The following is a 21264-nucleotide window of genomic DNA, read 5'->3' as shown; positions in this document are numbered from 1 at the left end:
AAAAAGCAAAAAAAACCTATTTCATCACGAAATAGGTTTTTTTTTAAAGTGATCGCGGAGGGGTTCGAACCCCCAACCCTCAGAGCCGAAATCTGATATTCTATCCAGTTGAACTACGCGATCAAAAATATTAATTTTTCAAAATTCAAATCCAAGTTTTAGAATTGGAATTTGGAATTTAAAAATTAGAATTTACATATTGACATTTTATACCAATAATTTTTTTACAATTGCAGAAATGGTTTTCCCTTCAGCTGTTCCTCCTAATTGTGCAGAAGCTAATCCCATTACTTTACCCATTGAAGCAATTCCGGAAGCTCCAGTTTCAGCAATGATTTTTGCTACTACTGCTTCTACTTCTTCTTCACTTAACTGAGCCGGTAAAAACTTCTCGATTACAGCAACCTGAGCCAATTCCGGTTCTGCTAGATCAGGACGGTTTTGTTCTGTAAAGATTCTGGCGCTTTCTTTACGGGTTTTCACCAATCTTTGAAGCAATTTAACTTCATCGTCTTCTGTTAATTCTTCTTTAGAACCTGAAGCCGTTGCAGCCAATAACATTTCAGACTTAATCGCTCTTAATGCTTCTAATGCTACTGTATCTTTTGCTCTCATGGCGGTTTTAATCTCGTCCATGATTAGTGTTTGTAAACTCATTTTTTAATTCTATTTAAATAAGCTAAGCTTATAGATTAATAATTACATTTAAAATTATAATACTGTCTCCACTCGAACTACTAATTAAGATTCACTTTAAAAAGCCATTTACGAAGTCAAATTTTAAATTCTGTGCGAAGATAAAAAAAATAACCCGAAAATTAAATCCAATTTTCGGGTTATCCTAATTATTATGATTCTAAAATTAATCTACGTTGTCGTGCAAAAACGAATTGTTGGAGCGCAATTGTAAATCGTTGTTACTATCTGTTCCAACCGAAATTCTCGAATTTGTGTTATTTGATTGTGAATTAGACAAATCGATACCTAATCTTTTGTAAGCAGGTTCCTTTTCCAATTCATCAATTCTCGACACATTATTATGGAATTTATAATTAAATTCTTTTAATTTTTTTCTTCTTTCTTCAGCTCTTAAACGTAAAGTTTCTTCAATTGTCAATTCCATTGGAGAAACATTAGCCGTTGTTGAATAATCGGCATCAGTAGCAAAATCAGGTCTTGGTTTCATTGTGATATTCAATTCCTCAGGAATTACTTCTTCTACCACTTTTTCAACCGGCTTTGATGTCATTAAATCGTTTTCAACTTCCATGTACTCTTCTAAAGAATACTTGATGATTCCCTTATCAGAAAGTTCCGTTACCGGTACAAATGAAACCGGATCATTCACTTTAATGTTACGGGTTTCGTTTGTTAATTCGAATAAGATTTTAGTTTCTTCAACAACTGGTTCTTTTCTCACTTCAGGCTCTGATCTGAAGATTGGCAAATCAAATGAAAATGTCGTTTGCTCTTCTCTTTCGAATGTTCTTTGTTGCACTTGCTGAACAGGTTTTACATCCTGAAAAACTTCTGCCTGCGGAGCTGTAATTGTAAAATCAATATCCGTTATAGGCGAAACAATTTCAAAAGTAACGTCAAGATTTTTTATAAACTCAGACATTACCACTAATTCGTCCTGATTAATAACTGCAACCGGAGCAACTTCAAATGGAGTAACTGCAACTGGCACAACCGGAGTAGGTGTTACGGGAGCAACCGTATCTTCATCATCCATTAAATCAAAAACAATTTTTTCTTCTGATTTACTCGTTGGTGTATCGATTGTTAAATCAAAGGAAGTAACTGATTTATTCGTTAGATTATGAACGCTTCTTTGCTCATCTTCTAAAGTATGAATGATTTTCTTAGGCTCTGTATTAACGATTTCATTTTGTTGTTCAACATCAAAACCTGTCGCAATAATAGTTACAGCGATAGCATCACCAAGAGTTTCGTCTTCACCAACCCCCATGATAATATTAGCATTGTAACCTGCTTCTACCTGAATATGATCGTTGATTTCACCGATTTCATCCAAGGTAATCTCATTTGATCCAGAAACGATAAGCAACAATACGTTTTTGGCTCCTGTAATTTTATTGTCGTTTAACAACGGAGAATCCAATGCCGAAATAATAGCTTCCTTAGCTCTGTTTTCTCCCTCGGCAACAGAAGATCCCATGATCGCTGTTCCACTATTCGAAAGAACAGTTTTAGCATCACGTAAATCGATATTTTGAGTATAATGGTGCGTAATTACCTCGGCAATACCTCTTGAGGCAGTTGCTAAAACTTCATCTGCTTTAGAGAATCCGGCTTTAAAACCAAGATTTCCGTATACTTCTCTTAATTTATTATTATTGATCACAATTAATGAATCGACCTGCTTACGCAATTTTTCGATTCCTAAAAGTGCCTGCTCCTGACGCACTTTCCCTTCAAACTGAAACGGAATAGTAACAATACCAACAGTTAAAATTTCTCTTTCTTTGGCCAATTGTGCAATTACCGGAGCTGCACCGGTACCTGTTCCACCACCCATACCAGCGGTAATAAATACCATCTTAGTACCACGGTCCAACATTTTCTCGATATCAGCGATACTTTCTATAGCAGACTGTTGTCCTACATCAGGATTTGCTCCTGCTCCAAGACCCTCTGTTAAGTTCATACCTAACTGAATTTTGTTTGGTACCGAACTATTCTGCAGTGCCTGTGAATCGGTATTACAAACGATAAAATCTACGCCTTTAATACCTTGTTTAAACATATGGTTGATAGCGTTACTACCACCTCCACCTACACCTATTACTTTGATAACATTTGATTGGTTTTTTGGTAAATCAAATGAAATACTTCCAAATTCTGAGTTGCTCATCATCTTTTTGGTTTTTGAAATTCTTATTTAATACATTTTTTACTTCTTGACTTGGGGCCAATAAAGTAATCCTTTTCTTTTTATTGTCTTATTCTGCGTTGTCTAAAAAATCTTTGATTTTATCGACATATCGGTCAAAAAATGATCTTCTTATTTTTGTTTCCGTAGATTCCTCCTTAGAACTGCTGTTTCGAACTTCTCTGGTTTCTTCAATAGTTTCTACTCTTTCAACGTAGTTTTCTTCTACTTCGTATCGCTGTTGTACCGGCTGTTGTTGCTGTGGTGGTACATTTCTATAAACCACTTTTGGCTGATCATTTACAATCTCCATTCTAACAGCACTTTGTGTACTATTTTCGATACTGTTCATTACTAAACCAACTGCGGTTGCAAATAACGGACTGGAAATTTCTTCGCTGGAATTTCCTGCCAGGTGCTCATTTGGATATCCAATTCTGGTATCCATACCAGTAATATACTCTACTAATTGTTTAATGTGTTTTAATTGAGCACCACCACCTGTAAGAACGATTCCGGCAATTAACTTTTTACGGGGATCTTCGTGTCCGTAAGCCTTAATCTCTGCAAAAACCTGCTCTACAATCTCCACCACACGGGCATGAATAATTTTGGATAAGTTTTTAAGCGAAATTTCTTTTGGCTCTCTTCCTCTTAATCCTGGGATAGAAACAATTTCGTTGTCTTTATTTTCTCCTGGCCAGGCCGATCCGAATTTTATTTTTAAAAGCTCTGCTTGTTTTTCAATAATTGAACAACCTTCTTTGATATCGTCTGTAATAACATTTCCTCCAAAAGGAATCACTGCAGTATGACGAATAATGCCATCTTTAAAAATGGCCAAATCTGTTGTTCCGCCACCAATATCAATTAACGCGACTCCGGCTTCTTTCTCCTCCTGACTTAAAACCGCATCGGCAGAAGCCAAAGGTTCTAATGTTAGTCCGGATAGTTCAATTCCTGAACTCTGAATACATCTTCCAACATTTCTGATCGAAGAAGCCTGTCCTACCACTACGTGAAAACTGGATTCCAGTCTACCTCCGTACATTCCGATAGGCTCTTTAATTTCAGATTGCCCGTCAATTTTAAACTCTTGTGGCAAAACATGTATAATTTCTTCTCCCGGTAACATGGCCAGTTTATTAACCTGATCAATCAAAAGTTGAATGTCTTTTTCACCAATTACTTCCTCCGGATTATTACGGCTGATATAATCTGTATGCTGAATACTTCTGATGTGCTGTCCGGCAATACCCACAACCACATCCTTAATTTTATAACCCGAATTGTTTTCTGCTTCAAGTATTGCCTGCTGAATCGATTGAATCGTTTGTGTGATGTTGTTTACAACTCCTCTTGCGACTCCCAAACTTTTGGATTTTCCAATACCCAAAATCTCCAGTTTACCATATTCATTCTTCTTGCCTATCATGGCAACTATTTTGGTTGTTCCAATATCTAGACCTACTGCAATGTTATCTTTTTCCATTTTCTATTATTTTGTGCAAACTACTTGTTCCGTAAACCTAAGGTCAATTTTATTGTATTTGTATAACGAACTATCTAAAACCGCTTTTTGAAAAAAGGCTTTATAGTTATTAAATTTCTTATCAACATTCATCGTTCTGCCAAAATCGATGAAGTAATTATAATTTCTATTAAACATTTTTAAGCTGCCATTAGGCATAATTTGTATTGCAATGATGTTTTTTTTCAAAAACGCATCGTCATAAATTGTGCGAAATAAAGCAGCTAAATCTTCGTTATTTTTTTTATTAATTGCCCCCGAAACAAGAGGAACTCTCGCAGTATAATTGGCTGACAAAGGCATTTTATTACCCTCATAGTCAATATAAAAAGACTGATCACCATCATAAACTCGCGCTATTGGTGTCTTCTGTTTTACTACTGCTTTTAGAACGCCATCGATACTTACAAAAACATCTGACTTCTCAATCATGTCTTGCGCATCGAGGGTTTTCTCTATCTTATTCAAATCTAACTCATCTTTTCTAATACTGGAAGCATCTCTTTTATTTTCTATCAACAATTTATTAACCGTTTCGGGCTTCACAAAAAGCGTATTTTCTCCTACAAAAACAACCATAGATTTCTTCAATTTTCTATCTCCATTTCGGTGTTGCGCGAAAGAATATAAAAAAAGAACAAGCCCAAAAATGAGTACTAATCGAATATTTGTCCAATTAAATATTTTCATTCAGCATTTTTTTGATTGATGGAACCATTTCACCAAGATCACCAGCTCCTATTGTCACAATTATTGGCGCATCACTGGCTTTGATCTCCGCTAATAAATCATTTTTTGCAACAATTTTTTTATTCGAATTTGTCATTTTACCCAACAGCCATTCCGATGTAATCCCTTCCATTGGTAATTCACGTGCCGGATAAATATCCATTAAAAATACTTCGTCAAACTGAGACAAGCTTTCGGCAAATCCATCTGCAAAATCTCTTGTTCTGCTAAATAAATGTGGCTGAAAAATCGCTAGAACTTTTCGTCCTGGATACAATTCACTAACCGCCTGATGAACAGCATTTATCTCTGTTGGATGATGCGCATAATCATCTATATAAACTAAATTTTCAGTCTTAATCTGATATGAAAAACGTCTTCTGATTCCATTGAATGAAGCAATGGCCTTTGCAATGGAGTCGGTCGGGGTGCCGAACGTTTTAGCCATTGCAATAGCCATCAATCCATTCATTAAATTGTGTTTTCCAGGCAATCCGAAACGTAGGTCGGTCATAACTTCTGATGGTGTCTGCACGTCAAAAACATAACTTCCGTTATCAATACGAACATTAAAAGCCTTATATACTGCTTCTTCATTTATAGCACACTGAACTCCTTCAAGCGGCAGTTCTTTGGTTATAAACAAGTTATTTTTATCTTCTACTTTTGAAGCAAATTCGACAAACGAAGCTTCAATAGCATCACTGGTTCCGTAAATATCCAAATGATCTGCATCCATTGAAGTAATACAGGCAATATTAGGATGTAAGTGCAAAAACGAACGGTCAAATTCATCTGCCTCTACTACGGTTACTGTTTTTCCTTCTCCGATTAGATTCGAATTATAATTCTCTACAATTCCACCCACAAAAGCAGTGACATCTGCCCCGCTTTCATACAAAATGTGCCCTAAAATACTTGAGGTTGTAGTTTTTCCATGTGTTCCTGCTACAGCAAAACAAAACGTGTCTTTAGTGATAATCCCTAAAACTTCAGCGCGTTTTTTAACCACATAATCTCTTTCTGTAAAATAATTCCATTCAGAATGTGTTTTGGGTACAGCCGGTGTAATAATCACCAGTGTATTCTCGGTATAATAGTCCTTTGGAATTAAACCAATATTATCTTCAAAATGAATATCAATACCGCTTTCAATCAACTCGCTTGTCAGCATTGATGGCGTTTTATCGTAACCCGAAACCTGTTTCCCTATATTTTTAAAATAGCGGGCCAGAGCACTCATTCCGATGCCTCCAATACCAATAAAATAAACGTTTTGTATTTGATTTAAATTCATTTTTTTTTTTGCTTTTTTATTGCTTTAAGCAATAGGCTTTAGGCTATAAGCCTTCCACTTTTATCTTTAATTATTTATTCTCTAATTTTATTACCTTACCATTCGCCGTTCTTCATTAAACAACAAGCTTACACCCTATTGCTTAAAGCCTACAGCTAAATCAGCTTCACAATCTCAGCTACAATTGCCTGTGTTGCTTTTGGCATTGCCAGCTTCTTAATATTTACACTCAATTGTTTTTGCTTTCCTTCATCTTTAAGCAAAGCTTCAAAAACAATACTAAATTCATTATCTAATTCTGATTCCTTCAGTAAAATAGCTCCTTTAGCCTCTACAATAGCCTGTGCATTTTTAGTCTGATGGTCTTCAGCTACGTTAGGTGACGGAATAAATATTACCGGCTTCCCTACAATACACAATTCCGAAACCGATGATGCTCCTGCACGTGAGATAATCACATCTGCAGCTGCATATACAAAATCCATTCTTTCAATGAAATCAATTACCTTAACATTTTGCTGATTGTACTTTTTATATTCTTCAAAATATAATTTTCCACATTGCCAGATTACCTGAACATCTTGTGAAAGAAATTTTTGCAATTCTTTTTCAATTAATTGATTGATTCTTCTCGCTCCTAAGCTTCCACCTAAAACCAACAATGTCTTTTTATTCGGATCTAAACCATAAAAAGCAATTGCTTCCGCACGTTTGCTCTCGATGTCAATCAAATCCTGGCGAACCGGATTCCCGGTCAGAACGATTTTTTCTTTTGGAAAAAAACGCTCCAGATTTTCGTAGGCTACACAAATTGCATTTGCTTTTTTACTCAGCAATTTATTTGTAATTCCCGGAAACGAATTCTGTTCCTGAACAACTGTTGGAATTCCAGCCGATCCAGCTGCCTGCAGTAAAGGTCCGCTGGCAAAACCTCCTGTACCAATCACCACATTTGGCTTAAACTGTTTTATAATTCGTCTTGACTCCAGCAAACTTGTTGCCAGTTTTAATGGAAACATTAAATTTTGTAATGTCAGCTTTCTTTGCAAACCTGCAATCCAAAGGCCTTTGATTTCGTAACCCGCCTGAGGTACTTTCTGCATTTCCATTTTATCTTTAGCCCCTACAAAAAGAAACTCAGCATCGGGAAATTGTAATTTTAATTCATTTGCAATAGCAATTGCAGGATAGATATGCCCACCTGTACCACCACCACTTAATATGAATTTATATTTTGTCATATTTTATTTAGTTACTGAGTTGTGAGTCATGAGTTCCCTCTATAACTTATCAACCTATTCCTCTATTTTCTTTCTTCTATTATCTCAGCTCTATACTTATTTATTTAAAACTGCATTCATCGGATTTCTTGAATTGTCTTCAATCGAATACGATCCTTCTTCTTCATATATCTTTTCATCTGCAGGCAAATCTTCTTCTGCTAATTCTTTATCAATCAACCTCTGAAGTGCTTCTCTCCTTCTTTCTTTTTCTTCCTGCTCTTCAGCGATTTCTTCTTCTTTCTTCGTTACACTAATGATGATCCCAAGAGAAAAACAAGTCATCCAAATCGAACTACCTCCACTACTAATCAATGGAAGTGTTTGTCCTGTTACCGGCAACAGCTCTACCGCAACTGCCATATTAATCATTGCTTGAAAGATCATCGGGAACCCGAGCCCGACGACGACGAGCTTCCCAAACAATGTATTGGCTTTGTGCGAGGCTATCACAAATCGGAACAATAACAATAAGTACAAAACCAAAATCGACACTCCGCCCACTAAACCGTATTCTTCAACAATAATCGCATAGATAAAATCGGAAGAAGACTGTGGTAAAAAGTTTTTCTGAACACTTTTTCCAGGTCCTAAACCTCCCAGTTTTCCAGATGCTATTGCAATTTTTGCTTTTTCAATCTGATAATCATCTTCATCCGGTTTATCAGTTGTAAAGTTTTCTATACGACTCCCCCAGGTACTTACCCTGCTAAAGAATCTAGAATCCGGAAACGCTTTTGCCACCAAAAGGAAGAACGCAAACATTGCAATTCCGGAACCAATGATAAAACCAATATATTTTAATGGATACTTACCAATAAATGTCAGCATAATTACCATAGCAAAAATCAACGCCGTAGTCGAAAAATTTGCAGGTAAAATAAGTGCCAACGTAATAAAAACCGGCAACCAAAGCTGTATTAACGAAGCCTGAAACGGTTCGTTCTCTTCTCTGGTTTTCGACAGATATCGCGCCACAAATATGAATAATATACTGGCGGCCAATGTCGACGTCTGAAACGTAATTCCGATAAAAGGAACCTGAATCCAACGACTCGCGTTTGCACCTGCAATAACAGTACCTTTTAATAAAGTATAAAGCAGTAAAAACCAAACAATAGGCAACGCAATTTTTGAGATCGCCCTGAAATAATGATATGGCACACGATGTACCCAATAAATAATCAGAAAACCAATACAAACGTGAGCCAGATGTTTCACCAAATACCCTAAGGTGTTTCCAGTCCCATGACCTATATACGCCAAATTACTACTCGCACTAAAAACAGGCATAAACGAAAACAACGCCAATAAAGCCACGAATGACCATATTACCCTGTCTCCTTTTAATTTGTTCACCAGCTCTTTCATAATCTTTTGTTTCAGGTTTCTTTTGTTTCAGGTTTCATGTTTTAGGCATCGAACTTGAAACCTGAAACATGAAACTATAAACTATCTTTTATAAATTGTGCACCGCTTGCTTAAACTGTCTTCCTCTGTCTTCGTAGCTTTCAAATAAATCGAAACTTGCGCAGGCAGGAGACAATAAAACCGTATCACCTTTTTCTGTTAAACGTTGTGCTGTTTTTACAGCGTCGTTCATATTATTTACTTCAACCATGATGTCAACCACATTCCCAAAAGCATTGATTATTTTATGATTATCAACTCCAAGGCAAATAATAGCTTTTACTTTTTCACGAACTAATGACATCAATTCATTGTAATCGTTTCCTTTATCAACTCCACCAACAATCCAAACTGTCGGTACATTCATACTATCTAAAGCAAAGAAAGTAGCATTAACATTTGTCGCTTTTGAGTCATTGATGTATTGAACATTCTGAATTTTAAGCACTTTCTCTAAACGGTGTTCAACACCTTGAAAATTCGATAAACTTTCGCGAATTGTTGCATTTCTAATTTGCATCAACTTCGCTACAGAGCTTGCTGCCATTGCGTTTTTCATATTATGTTTTCCTTCTAACGCAATGTGTTCTGTTTCCATTGTAAACTCTTCTTGGTTGATCTTTATTTCCATTTTGTTGTTATTTATAGAAGCCCCTTCACCTAATTTTTCAGTCAATGAAAAAGGAATTAATTTTGCTTTTGTTTTGTTGTTCTTCAACCATCCTGCAATCGCCTCATCATCTGCGTCATAAATCAAATAATCACTCTCGGTCTGATTCATTGTTATTCGAAACTTCGAATTGATATAGTTCTCATATTTATATTCGTATCGGTCTAAATGATCCGGACTAATATTGGTTATAATGGCTATATCGGGTCTGTAATCAATAATTCCGTCAAGCTGAAAACTACTCAGTTCAAGCACATAGGCATCGTATTTATTCTCGGCAACCTGCCAGGCGAAACTTTTTCCTATGTTTCCCCCCAGCCCTACATTCAAACCCGCTGACTTCAGTAAATAATGTGTCAGCATCGTTGTGGTAGTTTTACCGTTACTACCTGTAATCCCAATAGTCAATGCTTCTGTAAAAGGTTTTGCAAATTCGATTTCAGAAATCACTTTTACTCCGGCTGCTACCAGTTTTTTTACGATGGGAGATTTCTCCGGAATCCCTGGGCTTTTCATCACCACATCGGCATTTAAAATCAGGTCTTCTGTATGCTGTTCTTCTTCCCAGGCAATTTTATTAATGATAAGAACTTCCTTGTAACTTTCTTTTATCTTTCCAAAATCCGATACAAAAACATCGTATCCTTTTTTCTTTCCGAGAATAGCAGTACCTACACCACTTTCTCCTCCACCTAAAACTACCAATCTCATCTATCTTAATTTTAAAGTAACGATTGATAATATGGCTAACATGATGGCAACAATCCAAAATCGGGTTACGATTTTACTCTCATGATACCCCTTCTTCTGATAATGATGGTGTAATGGCGACATCAGAAAAATTCTTCGGCCTTCACCGAAACGCTTTTTGGTAAATTTGAAATAACTAACCTGTAAAACCACAGAGAAATTTTCTACCAAAAAGATCCCACATAATAACGGAATCAATAACTCTTTTCGAACTGCAATTGCCAAAACTGCAATAATTCCCCCAATAGTCAAACTTCCCGTATCTCCCATAAAAACTGAAGCCGGATAAGAGTTGTACCAAAGAAAACCAATTAACGCCCCAACAAATGCAGAGATAAAAACTGTCATCTCTCCTGAGTTCGGTATATACATGATATTGAGATAATTTGAAAAAATGATATTCCCCGAAAGGAATGTAAATATCCCCAGAGCCAGAACCGAAACTGCCGAGGTTCCCGCGGCGAGTCCGTCAATTCCATCCGTCAAATTTGCACCGTTTGAAACTGCTGTGATAATAAAAATTACCACCGGAATAAAAATCAACCAAGCCCATTTTTCATATCCTTCACCTGTCCACGCTAAGATTTCGGCATAGTCAAATTCGTTATTTTTCACAAAAGGAATTGTGGTAGCCGTTGACTTTTCTTCAACAGGTGCCGGCAAAACTACCGTTGTATTGTTACCTGACGCTTTAAAAATATCTGTTCTTCCTGTATCTGTTCTAACAGTTACAGCAGGATTAAAATAAAGTACAGATCCCACTATAATACCTAAACCAACCTGTCCAATAACTTTAAAGATTCCTTTAAGTCCTTGCTTGTCTTTTTTGAATATTTTGATGTAATCGTCTACAAAACCAATTGTTCCCATCCAAAGTGTGGTCACAATAAGCAATACGATATAAATATTATGCAAACGGGCAAACAACAAAACCGGTACGAGCGTCGCAAAAATGATAATCAGTCCCCCCATTGTCGGAGTTCCTGCTTTTTCATTCTGACCTGCAAGACCTAACTCTCTAACCGTTTCACCAACTTGCTGATTACGCAAAAAGTTTATAATTCTTTTTCCGTAAATCGTTGACAAAAGCAATGAAAGCATCAATGCTAAAGCCGATCTGAAAGTGATGTACTGAAAAACTCCCGTTCCTGGTACATCTAATGTTTTGTCTAAATATTCAAATAAATAGTATAGCATATTTCTCTATTTTTTAAATTCCGATTTTGAATTAAATTCCAATTTTTAAATCCCAAATTCCAACATTAAATTGGGTTTTGGATTTTGGAATTTCCATTTTGGAATTTCCCTATTATTATTTCCCTAATTGTTCTAAAATTTCTTTTACCGTTTCCATGTCGTCAAAATGATGACGTACTCCATTTATCTCCTGATAAGTTTCATGACCTTTACCGGCAATTAAGATAATATCATTGGGCTGCGCCAATTGACAAGCCGTTTTAATAGCCTGTTTTCGATCGGAAATTCTCAATATCTTTTTATAATTATGAGCCTCAACCCCTTTTTCCATCTCGTCTAAAATCACTTCAGGATCTTCGTTTCTTGGATTGTCTGAGGTTAAAATTGCCTTATCACTAAGATCTGTAGCAATTTTTGCCATAATTGGTCTTTTCGTTTTATCTCTGTTTCCGCCACAACCTACAACTGTAATCAGCTGTTCGTTTTTGGTACGGATATCGTTAATTGTTTTTAAAACATTGTCTAAAGCATCCGGCGTGTGGGCATAATCAACAATCGCTGTTATGTTTCCTTCTGAAACAATATACTGAAAACGTCCCGAAACACTTTCTAAATCAGACAGTAAGCGCAACGCTTCAAGACTATCCATTCCTAATTCTACAGCTGTACCGTAAATTGCCAAAACGTTGTAAGCATTAAAAGTTCCGATTAGTTTTACCCAAACTTCATTATCGTTTACTTTCAACAATAAACCCGACAATTGGCTTTCCAGAATCTGCGCTTTAAAGTCAGCATATGATTTTAAAGCATAAGTAAATTTTCTGGCAACCGTATTCTGCAACATCACACTTCCATTTTTATCATCAATGTTTGATAAGACAAAAGCTGTTTTTGGCAACGAATCAAAAAAAGATTTTTTCACATCCCTGTATTCCGCAAAAGTGGGATGGTAATCCAAATGATCGTGCGATAAATTCGTAAATATCCCACCCACGAAATGTAATGCTTCAGTTCGTTTTTGGTGAATTCCATGCGAGCTTACCTCCATAAAACAATGCGTTACACCTGCTTCAATCATTTCGTTCAGATAATGATTGATCGTAATTGAATCCGGTGTGGTATGTGTCGCTTTATATTCGGTTTCATCGACCATGATTTTTACAGTTGATAATAACCCAACTTTAAAACCTGCCTTTTGAAACAACTGAAATAATAATGATGCAATGGTTGTTTTTCCGTTTGTACCGGTAACTCCAACCAGTTTTAATTTTTCGGATGGATTTCCGAAAAAATTAGCCGCCATAAAAGCCAAAGCCGCATTGGTATCTTTTACTTTAATATAGGTAATTCCTTTTTCGATATTTTCAGGCAATGTATCGCAAATAACTGCAATGGCACCCAACTGAATCGCTTTTTCAATATAATCGTGACCATCTGAAAGTGATCCGCGAATAGCTACAAAAACGTCATTTGCCTCAATTTTTCTCGAGTCAAAATCAATTTTATGTATATCGATTTCTGTTGAACCTGTCACAGATTCAATCGCTACTTTGTATAATATGTCTTTCAGTATTTTCACGATAATTCTAATACTATAATTGCGTTTTTACTAATGTTTTTTCCCGGTTGAATAGACTGTTTTTTCACCTTTCCTACTCCAATAACCCTTACTTTTAAATCAAGGTTTTCTAACAATGCAACAGCATCCATTCCCGGCATTCCTTTTAAATCCGGAACCTGATTTAATTTTTTATTGGCTTCTGCGGTATACTTGTTATAACTGTCGTCTTGTTTTGGAATCCTTGAATCCAGTCGTTTTATTTTATTTGTTGAGGGCGCGTCTGTAAATATTTTTTGAGCGATTCTTTTAAAAACCGGCCCTGCAACGTCTGCTCCATAATAATTATTTTTTGATGTATTAGGCTTATGCACTACTACTATACAAGAGTACTTAGGATGTTCGGCCGGAAAATATCCCACAAAAGAGGATGCATAATACAAAGCCGACTTTCCTTCTTTCCCTCCATAATTAACCTGTGCGGTTCCTGTTTTTCCTGCCATCGAAAAATCTTTCGAATACAACTTAGAACCGGTTCCTTTTTTAACCACATTGAGCAATACCGCTCTTACTTTATTAATGGTTTCCTGCGAACATACTTTCGGATTGATTACTTCTACATCAAACTTCTTAATCGTTTTATTCCATTCTTTAATTTCGGAAACAAACTGCGGCTTAACCATCACCCCATTGTTGGCAACTGCATTATAAAGCGCCAGTGTCTGCATAGGTGTTACCGAAACTCCGTAACCAAAAGCCATCCACGGAAGTGAAACTCCCGACCAATGTTTGTCTCCTGGTTGTGGAATATAAGGCCTTCCCTCTCCTTTAAAATGCAAGCCTAATGTTTTATTTAATCCGTACGAGTTAATATGATTTACAAACTTTGACGGATCACTTTTATAATTGTCATAAACTGCCTGAACCATTACAGTATTCGACGAAAGTTCAAATCCGCGTGCTAATGAAATTTTCCCGTAACCTCCTCTGTGAGAATCCTGAACTACACGTCCGTAATATCTCACCACTCCTCCATGACTGTCATAAACCGTACTTGTATCGGCCACTTTATCTTCCAAAATCGCCATTAAATCAACCAATTTAAAAGTCGATCCCGGCTCATGCGACTCAGCTATAGCGTAATTTGTGGTTTCATAATACGATCCGTCTTCTGCCCTTCCTAAATTGGAAATCGCTTTTACATGACCCGTTTCAGTCTCCATTACTACTACACAACCATGATCTGCCTCGTATTCTTCCAACTGTTTCAATAAGGCATGATGCGCGATATCCTGAATAAAAACATCAATTGTCGACACTACATCAAAACCATCCTGAGGATCAACTTCATTGACATCACGAATTGGTTTCCATTGTCCTTTGGCTATTTTTTGCTTTAAAATTTTACCGTCTTTACCGTTCAGATAACTTTTAAAAGCCCATTCAATCCCTTTACCTACTTCAACTCCGGTTGCCGGATCAATACGGTCATAACCAATGGTTCTTTCCGCAATTTTCCCTATAGGATGTTTTCTTACCGTTTCCTGTTCAACAATAATCCCTCCTTTAAAAGCTCCTAAACTGAATAAAGGAAAGCCTTTTATTTTCACATATTCAGTATAACTCAAATTACGGGCAATCAAATAATAACGGTTTTTATTTGCTCTTGCTTTTCTTAATTCCTGCTCATAATATCCACCTGGGCGATCTAGAACAGTTGCCAATGAGTCGGATAATGCTTTCACATATTTCTCAAAAGTCTCCGTTTTTGGAGCTTTAGCATCAAAACGAATTTCATAATTAGGAATTGATGTCGCCAGTAAACTTCCGTCAGCCGAATAGATGTTTCCTTTGTTTGCCGGAATTACAAAATTTCTAACGGTACGCTGTTTCGCCAGTTTTCTGTAATAATCTCCTTCTACCCATTGAATATTGGTCAACTTAACAACAATAGCAATTGCCATCACAAAGATGAAAACTGCTACGAGGTAAATTCTGTAGGATATATGTTTATCTTCTACTGCCATATTCTTTTAAAGAAACTTTTTTCTTCTTCTTTTTTTACTTCTATTTTAATTGGAGGAACCGTCGATGGAAAAATTTCTTTTTCAAGCATTTTATCCGATATCGTTGATTCCATTTTTAACTTCATCAATTCTGAACGACGGTCTACAAATTCAGATCGCAATTCTTTTACTTCGTTATTCAGTTTTGCAATTTCAAAAACCTTCTGTTCGTAACGCTGTGTATTTGCAATCATCAGAATTGCAAGCAGAATAATAAAAACAATGAAGCGCCAATTTTTTACTGCATCATCATTGATCAGAAATCTTGCTTTTAATATATCAAATACACCACTTTTCATTTTTTCTACCTATATATATTATACTAGTCTGTTTAATTGCTTAAGCCTTCAACCATTTAATCGTTTAACTGTTTATGGTTTCAAACTCACATTTCACAACCAACATTTCACAAACTATATCTTCTCAGCAATCCTTAATTTTGCACTTCTTGCTCTATTGTTGATTTTGATCTCAGCATCGTCCGGTACAATGAGTTTTCCGATTGTTTTAAACGGTACTGAAAAGTTTCCGTAAAAATCTCTTTCCGGCTCTCCTTCAAACATTCCGTTTTTGATAAATCTTTTTACCAGCCTGTCTTCTAAAGAATGGTAAGAGATTACCGAAAATCTTCCACCTGGATTTAAAATTTCTAACGACTGCTCGATAAACTCTTTCAAAACATCCATTTCCTGATTTACCTCAATTCGGATGGCCTGATAAATTTGAGCCAATATTTTGTTGCGAACTCTTTCCGGTAAATATTTTGCCAGAACTTCTTTCAATTCATCTGTCGTTTTGATCGGATAACCTTGTCTTGCTTCTACAATTGTTCTTGCCAAAGCCGGAGCATTTTTCAATTCCCCATAATCAAAAAAAACACGACGTAAATCCTGTTCTTCATATTCGTTAACTACCCGATAAGCATTTAAATCATTTTTCTGACTCATCCGCATATCCAGTTCGGCATCAAATCTTGTCGAGAAACCTCTTTCCGGAACATCGAACTGATGTGATGAAACACCCAAATCAGCCAAAATTCCATCTACTCCTTTAACACCATGAAAACGCAGAAATCTTTTTATGAATCTGAAATTCTCATTAATTAAGGTAAACCGTTCATCCGGTAATGCATTCGCAAGCGCATCTTCGTCCTGATCAAAAGCAAATAATTTTCCGTTTGGCCCTAATCGTTTCAAAATTTCTTTTGAATGCCCCCCGCCTCCAAACGTAACATCTACATAAATGCCGTCAGGTTTAATATTTAAACCATCAACTGTAGGATGAAGCAAAACCGGATTATGATATTCCATTGTCGTCGTCATTAATATTTCCCATTACTTCTTCGGCTAGATCTGCAAAATCCATATCTTCGCCGCTTATTGATTTTTCATATAAATCCTTATCCCAAATCTCCACAATATTAACCGCAGATGAAAAAACCACATCTTTAGAAATACCCGAAAAAGTCACCAAATCTTTTGGAACCAATAATCTCCCCAATGCATCAATCTCTACCACTTTAACACCGGCAGTAAATCTTCGAATGAAATCATTGTTCTTTTTTACAAAGCGATTCAGCTTGTTGATTTTTTGCATCATCAGGTCCCACTCGTCCATTGGATACAATTCCAAACACTGTTGAAATACAGAACGCTTCAAAACGAATCCGTTTTGAAGAGAGGAAGTCAGCTGCTTTTTCAAGGGCGCAGGCAACATTAGCCTTCCCTTAGCATCGACTTTACACTCATATGTTCCGACAATTGTGTTCAAGAAAAATTCATTAATATGTTATAGGACAAAAATATAAAAAATATTACCACATTTTACCACTATATACCACTTTGTTAATAAGTTTAACCACTTTCCCCCCACTTCTCTTAACACATAGACAATCAATACATTAACTTATCATTAACGAATTATCAATAACACTAATCATTCAAAAAAAATACGCACTATTTTTCTTAAAAATTTAGCTATTATACCGATTTATTAACATTTAAAAAATCCGCCAAAAACAACCATTTAAACTGATTTTTAATCACTTATAAATTATACTAAAATTATCTAGTTAAAAAACGGTAGCAAAAATTCATTTTTATTTATTAAACCCTATATTTGTCCAAATTGAAATTGGCATTAAATTAAATGGACAAACACTACAAAAAAGAAGGCAAATACAGCTATTATGAAGCTGGAGAAGGAACTCCTATCGTTATTTTACATGGCTTAATGGGAGGCCTTAGTAACTTTGATGCTGTAGCCGAATATTTTCCAACAAAAGGATACAAAGTTGTAATCCCGGATTTGCCAATATACACTCAAAGCATTTTAAAAACGAACGTAAAAAGCTTTGCCAAGTATGTAAAAGACTTTATTACTTTTAAAGGCTTTGATCACGTTATCTTGCTGGGCAATTCTTTAGGCGGTCACATTGCACTTTACCACACAAAACTATATCCTGAAAAAGTTGCAGGACTAGTAATAACAGGAAGCTCAGGGCTTTACGAAAGCGCAATGGGAGACAGCTACCCAAAAAGAGGCGATTACGAATACATCAAAAAGAAAGCTGAAGATGTTTTTTACGACCCTGCAATTGCAACACCGGAGCTTATTGACGAAGTGTATGCAACCGTTAATGACCGTATCAAACTGATCAAAACCCTGACGATTGCCAAGAGCGCCATTCGTCATAATATGGCCAAAGATTTACCAAAAATGACAACAGAAACCTGTATCATCTGGGGTAAAAATGACGCTGTTACTCCCCCAAATGTTGCCGAAGAATTTGATAAATTATTGCCTAATTCAACTTTGTACTGGATAGACAAATGTGGACACGCTGCTATGATGGAACACCCTCAGGAATTCAACAAAATTCTGGAAGAATGGCTCGTTAAAAAGAATTTATAGCATCTAACTTTCGACTTTTAGGAGGTTTTAAAAACAAAAAACATGAAAATTAATACCGCCGAATTCATTGTCAGCAATTCTGAAGTATCAAAATGCCCGCAGGAATTTTTACCAGAATATGCTTTTATCGGAAGATCAAACGTAGGTAAATCCTCTTTGATCAACATGCTTACCAATCATAAAAATTTAGCAAAAACATCAGGGCGACCTGGAAAAACACAGTTAATTAATCACTTTAAAATCAATAACAATTGGTTTTTAGTCGATTTACCGGGTTATGGTTACGCCAAAGTGTCCAAGAAAACAAAATCTGTTTTCCAGCAATTTATCACGGACTATTTCGAAACCAGAGAGCAATTAGTTTGCGCTTTTGTTTTGATTGATATTCGCCATGAAGCGCAAAAAATTGACATCGAATTCATGTCTTATATGGGAGAAAGCGAAATTCCGTTTTGCATCATCTTTACCAAAGCAGATAAAATCAGCAAAGTAAAAATCGATTCTCATATCGCAGCTTATAAAAAACAAATGTTTGCCAATAACTGGGCCGAAATGCCTCAATATTTCGTAACCTCATCTACGGAGGCCACTGGAAAAGAAGAACTTTTATCCTATATCGACGAAGTAAATCAGGAAGTTTTTAAAAACAACTCAGGGTTTTAAATTTCAATAGGGAAATTCCAAATCCCAAAATAATCAATAAAAAAATCCCAAATTCCAATTGTTAAAACTTGGGATTTGGGATTTTTATTTTAAAGAAAAACCTTGTAAAATATTTTCATCTTATATTTGAATCCAAATCAATTATACTTTATGAATAATTTCAAATCAATAAATCTCATACTTTGCATTGTTTCTTTCCTCTTTTTATTTTCCTGTCAGTCATCTCATTACATGTTTACCACAGGACAAAGAACCGGAGTTGATTTTACTTCTGGAAAATGGCTTTTAAATGAATTAGATTGTCCAAAAAACTCTAAAGACAACTTAACCGAGAAATCTTTAGAATTCTTCAAAAAGAGGCTAGGTGATCGGATTTTATATATTCATGACGTTAATGGATTGCTCGTAACCCGAAAAATCAATCTAAACCCAAATCATTTAAAGCTAAAAGAATTAAAAGACGGAACTGGTTTTGATTTCTTTATCAATATTTCCACAAAAAAAGACAGAAGCGACTTATCTTCAATAGAACTTTATCAAGATGAATACTCCACTAAAAAAAATGAAGCTTCAGTAACCTTAGAGATATACGATTTAAATTTACAGCAAATTATTTACTCCCAAAAAGTTATTGGCATAACCAACAAAGGGAACACAAAATCTATGTGGGAAACCGAAAAATCAAGTAAACTTATAGACAATATAACGTTTTATAAAAATTCAGACCTCTTGATGACAGGAGCTTTAAAACGAATTTTTAAAGATTTGAAAAAACGATCTGTCAAATAAAAACAGGTAAATAGAAATTCCAATAGGAAAATTCCAAATTCCAATCGTAGAAGGAGAAGCAATCAATAAAAAAATCCCAAATTCAAATTACTAAAACTTGGGATTTGGGATTTTTTTTATTGGAATTTTAACTATTTCGTTAGATCCAGTTTTTCTGCAAAATAGTCACAGAAGTCCTTCATTGTGTCTGACATTTTCTCGTCGTCTGTTGCGCGTTTGAAAGTATCCGCCATAGCAACCAAAGTCTGGTGAAAGAAAATCTTCATTTCATCTACCGGCATATCTTTTGTCCACAAATCAATACGCATGCTTTCTTTCGCTTTACTATCCCAAATAGACAACATAATTGCTTTTGCATCTTCCGCTTCTACTCCGCCATCCTTAGCCGTCCATGATAATTTTTCCGGAACGCGGTTTTCATCTAATTCTATATTGAATCTAATTTCTGATTTTATTGTATCTGACATTATTTCTTAGGTTTATATTTTGATTTTTCAAAGATTACCTTTGCTTCTGTTTTTAATAATTCCGGCAAAGTTACGTTATTATTCTTCATATACGACCGCACCATTTGCCATCCCAGCCAAGCTCCTATTCGACCAGGAGTATCGTTGTCAATTTCTAAGTAGAATTTAGAAAACGGTGCCGGCGCTATGAATCGGGTTGTTAGTTTTGGATCATCACTATACAGCATTTCATTTTCAATAAAATAGCGCCACATATAAGCTTCGTTTTCCTGACTCCATTTTATTTGCTCAGGTGTATAACCTATTTTTTCAGCATCGGTATAATCCGGCAGCAGTAGATCTTTTGCGTACAATTGTTTTCCTTCAAAAATCATTTGAGAAACTAAATTCTTATCCGGAAAGGCCGGAATGTTTCGATAAGCAAAACTCGAAACCACATCGGGCATAATTTGTTTCTCTTCAAAATTTTGTTTCAGATAACTTGGAAATTCATAAAACTTATGATCTTTCCCCAAATACAACTCCAATGCTACAATTACCAGGCTGTCTGCGTATATTGCTTTGGCATTATAATCCATTTCACCAATTACAGTTATTACCTTTGGCGTTTTTGTTTTAGGAAAATAATATTTCACATGCTGAAAAAGCGCATTGAACTCTTCGCGTACAGGCTCAAAATTGCTGTATTTTTTCTGAACTTCCGCATAAACTTCTCCCCAGATTGGATCCTGCATTTTTTTCAGCCAGATATTGTCATCATTTCCTACCGGAAAGAAGAAAGGATATTGCTTTTTTACTTTAGCCAGATCCTCTGGTTTAGTTTCAAAAAACACCTTATCAAAACGCTCTACTTTAATATCAACCGGAATTTCTTCTACTGCTTTTTCGACTTTAGTTTTTTGATCGCAGGACAAAAAAAACAAGCACAGAACCACTGCTAAGCGATATATTTTCATTTTATTTTAATTAGATTTGTGTTGCTCATATTTTAAGCAAACTGCGCTTAAAAATATTTGTGCAAATATACATCCCTGCATCTTAAATCTTG

The 21264-nt window shown here is 35.8% G+C and carries 19 protein-coding genes and 1 tRNA gene; 3 read left to right on the top strand and 17 right to left on the bottom strand.

Translation table 11 applies throughout. The annotated features are described in order from the left end of the window. Positions 1-49: 49 nt before the first annotated feature. From AC3IS6_RS09180 to mraZ, 15 genes are all read right to left on the bottom strand, one after another. Positions 50-123 (bottom strand) — tRNA-Arg (locus tag AC3IS6_RS09180). 84 nt (positions 124-207) lie between these two features. Next, complete coding sequence (locus tag AC3IS6_RS09175) at positions 208-657, bottom strand: GatB/YqeY domain-containing protein (protein ID WP_074659845.1); 450 nt, start codon at positions 655-657, stop codon at positions 208-210. Between the two features lie 205 nt (positions 658-862). Continuing rightward, positions 863-2881, bottom strand: coding sequence for a cell division protein FtsZ (gene ftsZ, locus AC3IS6_RS09170; RefSeq protein WP_489164601.1), 2019 nt, complete (start codon positions 2879-2881; stop codon positions 863-865). Between the two features lie 85 nt (positions 2882-2966). Further along, positions 2967-4388 (bottom strand): cell division protein FtsA, encoded by a 1422-nt coding sequence (ftsA, locus tag AC3IS6_RS09165; RefSeq protein ID WP_489164600.1) that lies wholly within the window; start codon positions 4386-4388, stop codon positions 2967-2969. Positions 4389-4394: 6 nt separating this feature from the next. Next, positions 4395-5117 carry a cell division protein FtsQ/DivIB gene (locus AC3IS6_RS09160; protein WP_489164599.1) on the bottom strand — a complete coding sequence of 241 codons (723 nt, stop codon included), beginning with the start codon at positions 5115-5117 and terminating at the stop codon, positions 4395-4397. Continuing rightward, on the bottom strand, positions 5104-6453 hold the full coding sequence (murC, locus tag AC3IS6_RS09155; protein WP_489164598.1) for a UDP-N-acetylmuramate--L-alanine ligase: 1350 nt from the start codon (positions 6451-6453) through the stop codon (positions 5104-5106). The genes AC3IS6_RS09160 and murC overlap by 14 nt, the downstream gene beginning before the upstream one ends. Positions 6454-6608: 155 nt before the next feature. Then, positions 6609-7694, bottom strand: coding sequence for an undecaprenyldiphospho-muramoylpentapeptide beta-N-acetylglucosaminyltransferase (gene murG, locus AC3IS6_RS09150; RefSeq protein WP_489164597.1), 1086 nt, complete (start codon positions 7692-7694; stop codon positions 6609-6611). Between the two features lie 96 nt (positions 7695-7790). Continuing rightward, entirely contained in the window at positions 7791-9104 is a 1314-nt protein-coding gene (locus AC3IS6_RS09145; RefSeq protein WP_489164596.1) for an FtsW/RodA/SpoVE family cell cycle protein, read from the bottom strand. An 88-nt stretch (positions 9105-9192) separates the two neighbouring features. Continuing rightward, complete coding sequence (gene murD, locus AC3IS6_RS09140; RefSeq protein ID WP_489164595.1) at positions 9193-10524, bottom strand: UDP-N-acetylmuramoyl-L-alanine--D-glutamate ligase; 1332 nt, start codon at positions 10522-10524, stop codon at positions 9193-9195. Then, positions 10525-11760, bottom strand: coding sequence for a phospho-N-acetylmuramoyl-pentapeptide-transferase (mraY, locus tag AC3IS6_RS09135; RefSeq protein ID WP_173965553.1), 1236 nt, complete (start codon positions 11758-11760; stop codon positions 10525-10527). A gap of 115 nt (positions 11761-11875) precedes the next feature. Further along, on the bottom strand, positions 11876-13339 hold the full coding sequence (locus AC3IS6_RS09130; protein WP_489164594.1) for a UDP-N-acetylmuramoyl-L-alanyl-D-glutamate--2,6-diaminopimelate ligase: 1464 nt from the start codon (positions 13337-13339) through the stop codon (positions 11876-11878). Further along, positions 13336-15345 carry a penicillin-binding protein gene (locus AC3IS6_RS09125; protein ID WP_489164593.1) on the bottom strand — a complete coding sequence of 670 codons (2010 nt, stop codon included), beginning with the start codon at positions 15343-15345 and terminating at the stop codon, positions 13336-13338. The genes AC3IS6_RS09130 and AC3IS6_RS09125 overlap by 4 nt, the downstream gene beginning before the upstream one ends. Beyond that, the gene (locus tag AC3IS6_RS09120) at positions 15336-15683 is read right to left on the bottom strand and encodes an FtsL-like putative cell division protein (RefSeq protein ID WP_489164591.1); all 348 of its coding nucleotides are present in this window, start codon (positions 15681-15683) and stop codon (positions 15336-15338) included. The genes AC3IS6_RS09125 and AC3IS6_RS09120 overlap by 10 nt, the downstream gene beginning before the upstream one ends. Positions 15684-15797: 114 nt before the next feature. Beyond that, positions 15798-16706 (bottom strand): 16S rRNA (cytosine(1402)-N(4))-methyltransferase RsmH, encoded by a 909-nt coding sequence (gene rsmH, locus AC3IS6_RS09115; protein WP_489164589.1) that lies wholly within the window; start codon positions 16704-16706, stop codon positions 15798-15800. Beyond that, a complete protein-coding gene (mraZ, locus tag AC3IS6_RS09110) occupies positions 16681-17154 on the bottom strand; it encodes a division/cell wall cluster transcriptional repressor MraZ (RefSeq protein ID WP_173965548.1) in 474 nt (157 codons plus the stop codon). The genes rsmH and mraZ overlap by 26 nt, the downstream gene beginning before the upstream one ends. Before the next feature lie 378 nt (positions 17155-17532). Here mraZ and AC3IS6_RS09105 point away from each other — a divergent pair, with 378 nt between their 5' ends. The 3 genes from AC3IS6_RS09105 (at position 17533) to AC3IS6_RS09095 (ending at position 19749) form a co-directional block, all read left to right on the top strand. After that, positions 17533-18297, top strand: coding sequence for an alpha/beta fold hydrolase (locus AC3IS6_RS09105; protein ID WP_173965547.1), 765 nt, complete (start codon positions 17533-17535; stop codon positions 18295-18297). A gap of 42 nt (positions 18298-18339) precedes the next feature. Further along, on the top strand, positions 18340-18960 hold the full coding sequence (gene yihA, locus AC3IS6_RS09100) for a ribosome biogenesis GTP-binding protein YihA/YsxC (protein WP_173965546.1): 621 nt from the start codon (positions 18340-18342) through the stop codon (positions 18958-18960). Positions 18961-19110: 150 nt separating this feature from the next. Then, positions 19111-19749, top strand: a complete 639-nt coding sequence (locus AC3IS6_RS09095) for a hypothetical protein (RefSeq protein WP_489164588.1) — start codon at positions 19111-19113, stop codon at positions 19747-19749. A 131-nt stretch (positions 19750-19880) separates the two neighbouring features. Here the strand turns inward: AC3IS6_RS09095 and gldC are convergent, their stop codons facing one another. Both gldC and gldB read right to left on the bottom strand, forming a co-directional pair. Beyond that, on the bottom strand, positions 19881-20216 hold the full coding sequence (gene gldC, locus AC3IS6_RS09090; RefSeq protein ID WP_173965544.1) for a gliding motility protein GldC: 336 nt from the start codon (positions 20214-20216) through the stop codon (positions 19881-19883). Further along, positions 20216-21172 carry a gliding motility lipoprotein GldB gene (gene gldB / locus AC3IS6_RS09085; RefSeq protein ID WP_489164587.1) on the bottom strand — a complete coding sequence of 319 codons (957 nt, stop codon included), beginning with the start codon at positions 21170-21172 and terminating at the stop codon, positions 20216-20218. Before gldB ends, gldC begins: the two co-directional genes overlap by 1 nt. Positions 21173-21264 lie beyond the last annotated feature (92 nt).

This window comes from Flavobacterium sp. KH_035, from assembly GCF_057839565.1.
The sequence above is the reverse complement of the archived record's forward strand: the minus strand, read 5'-3'. Positions and strand labels throughout refer to the sequence as shown.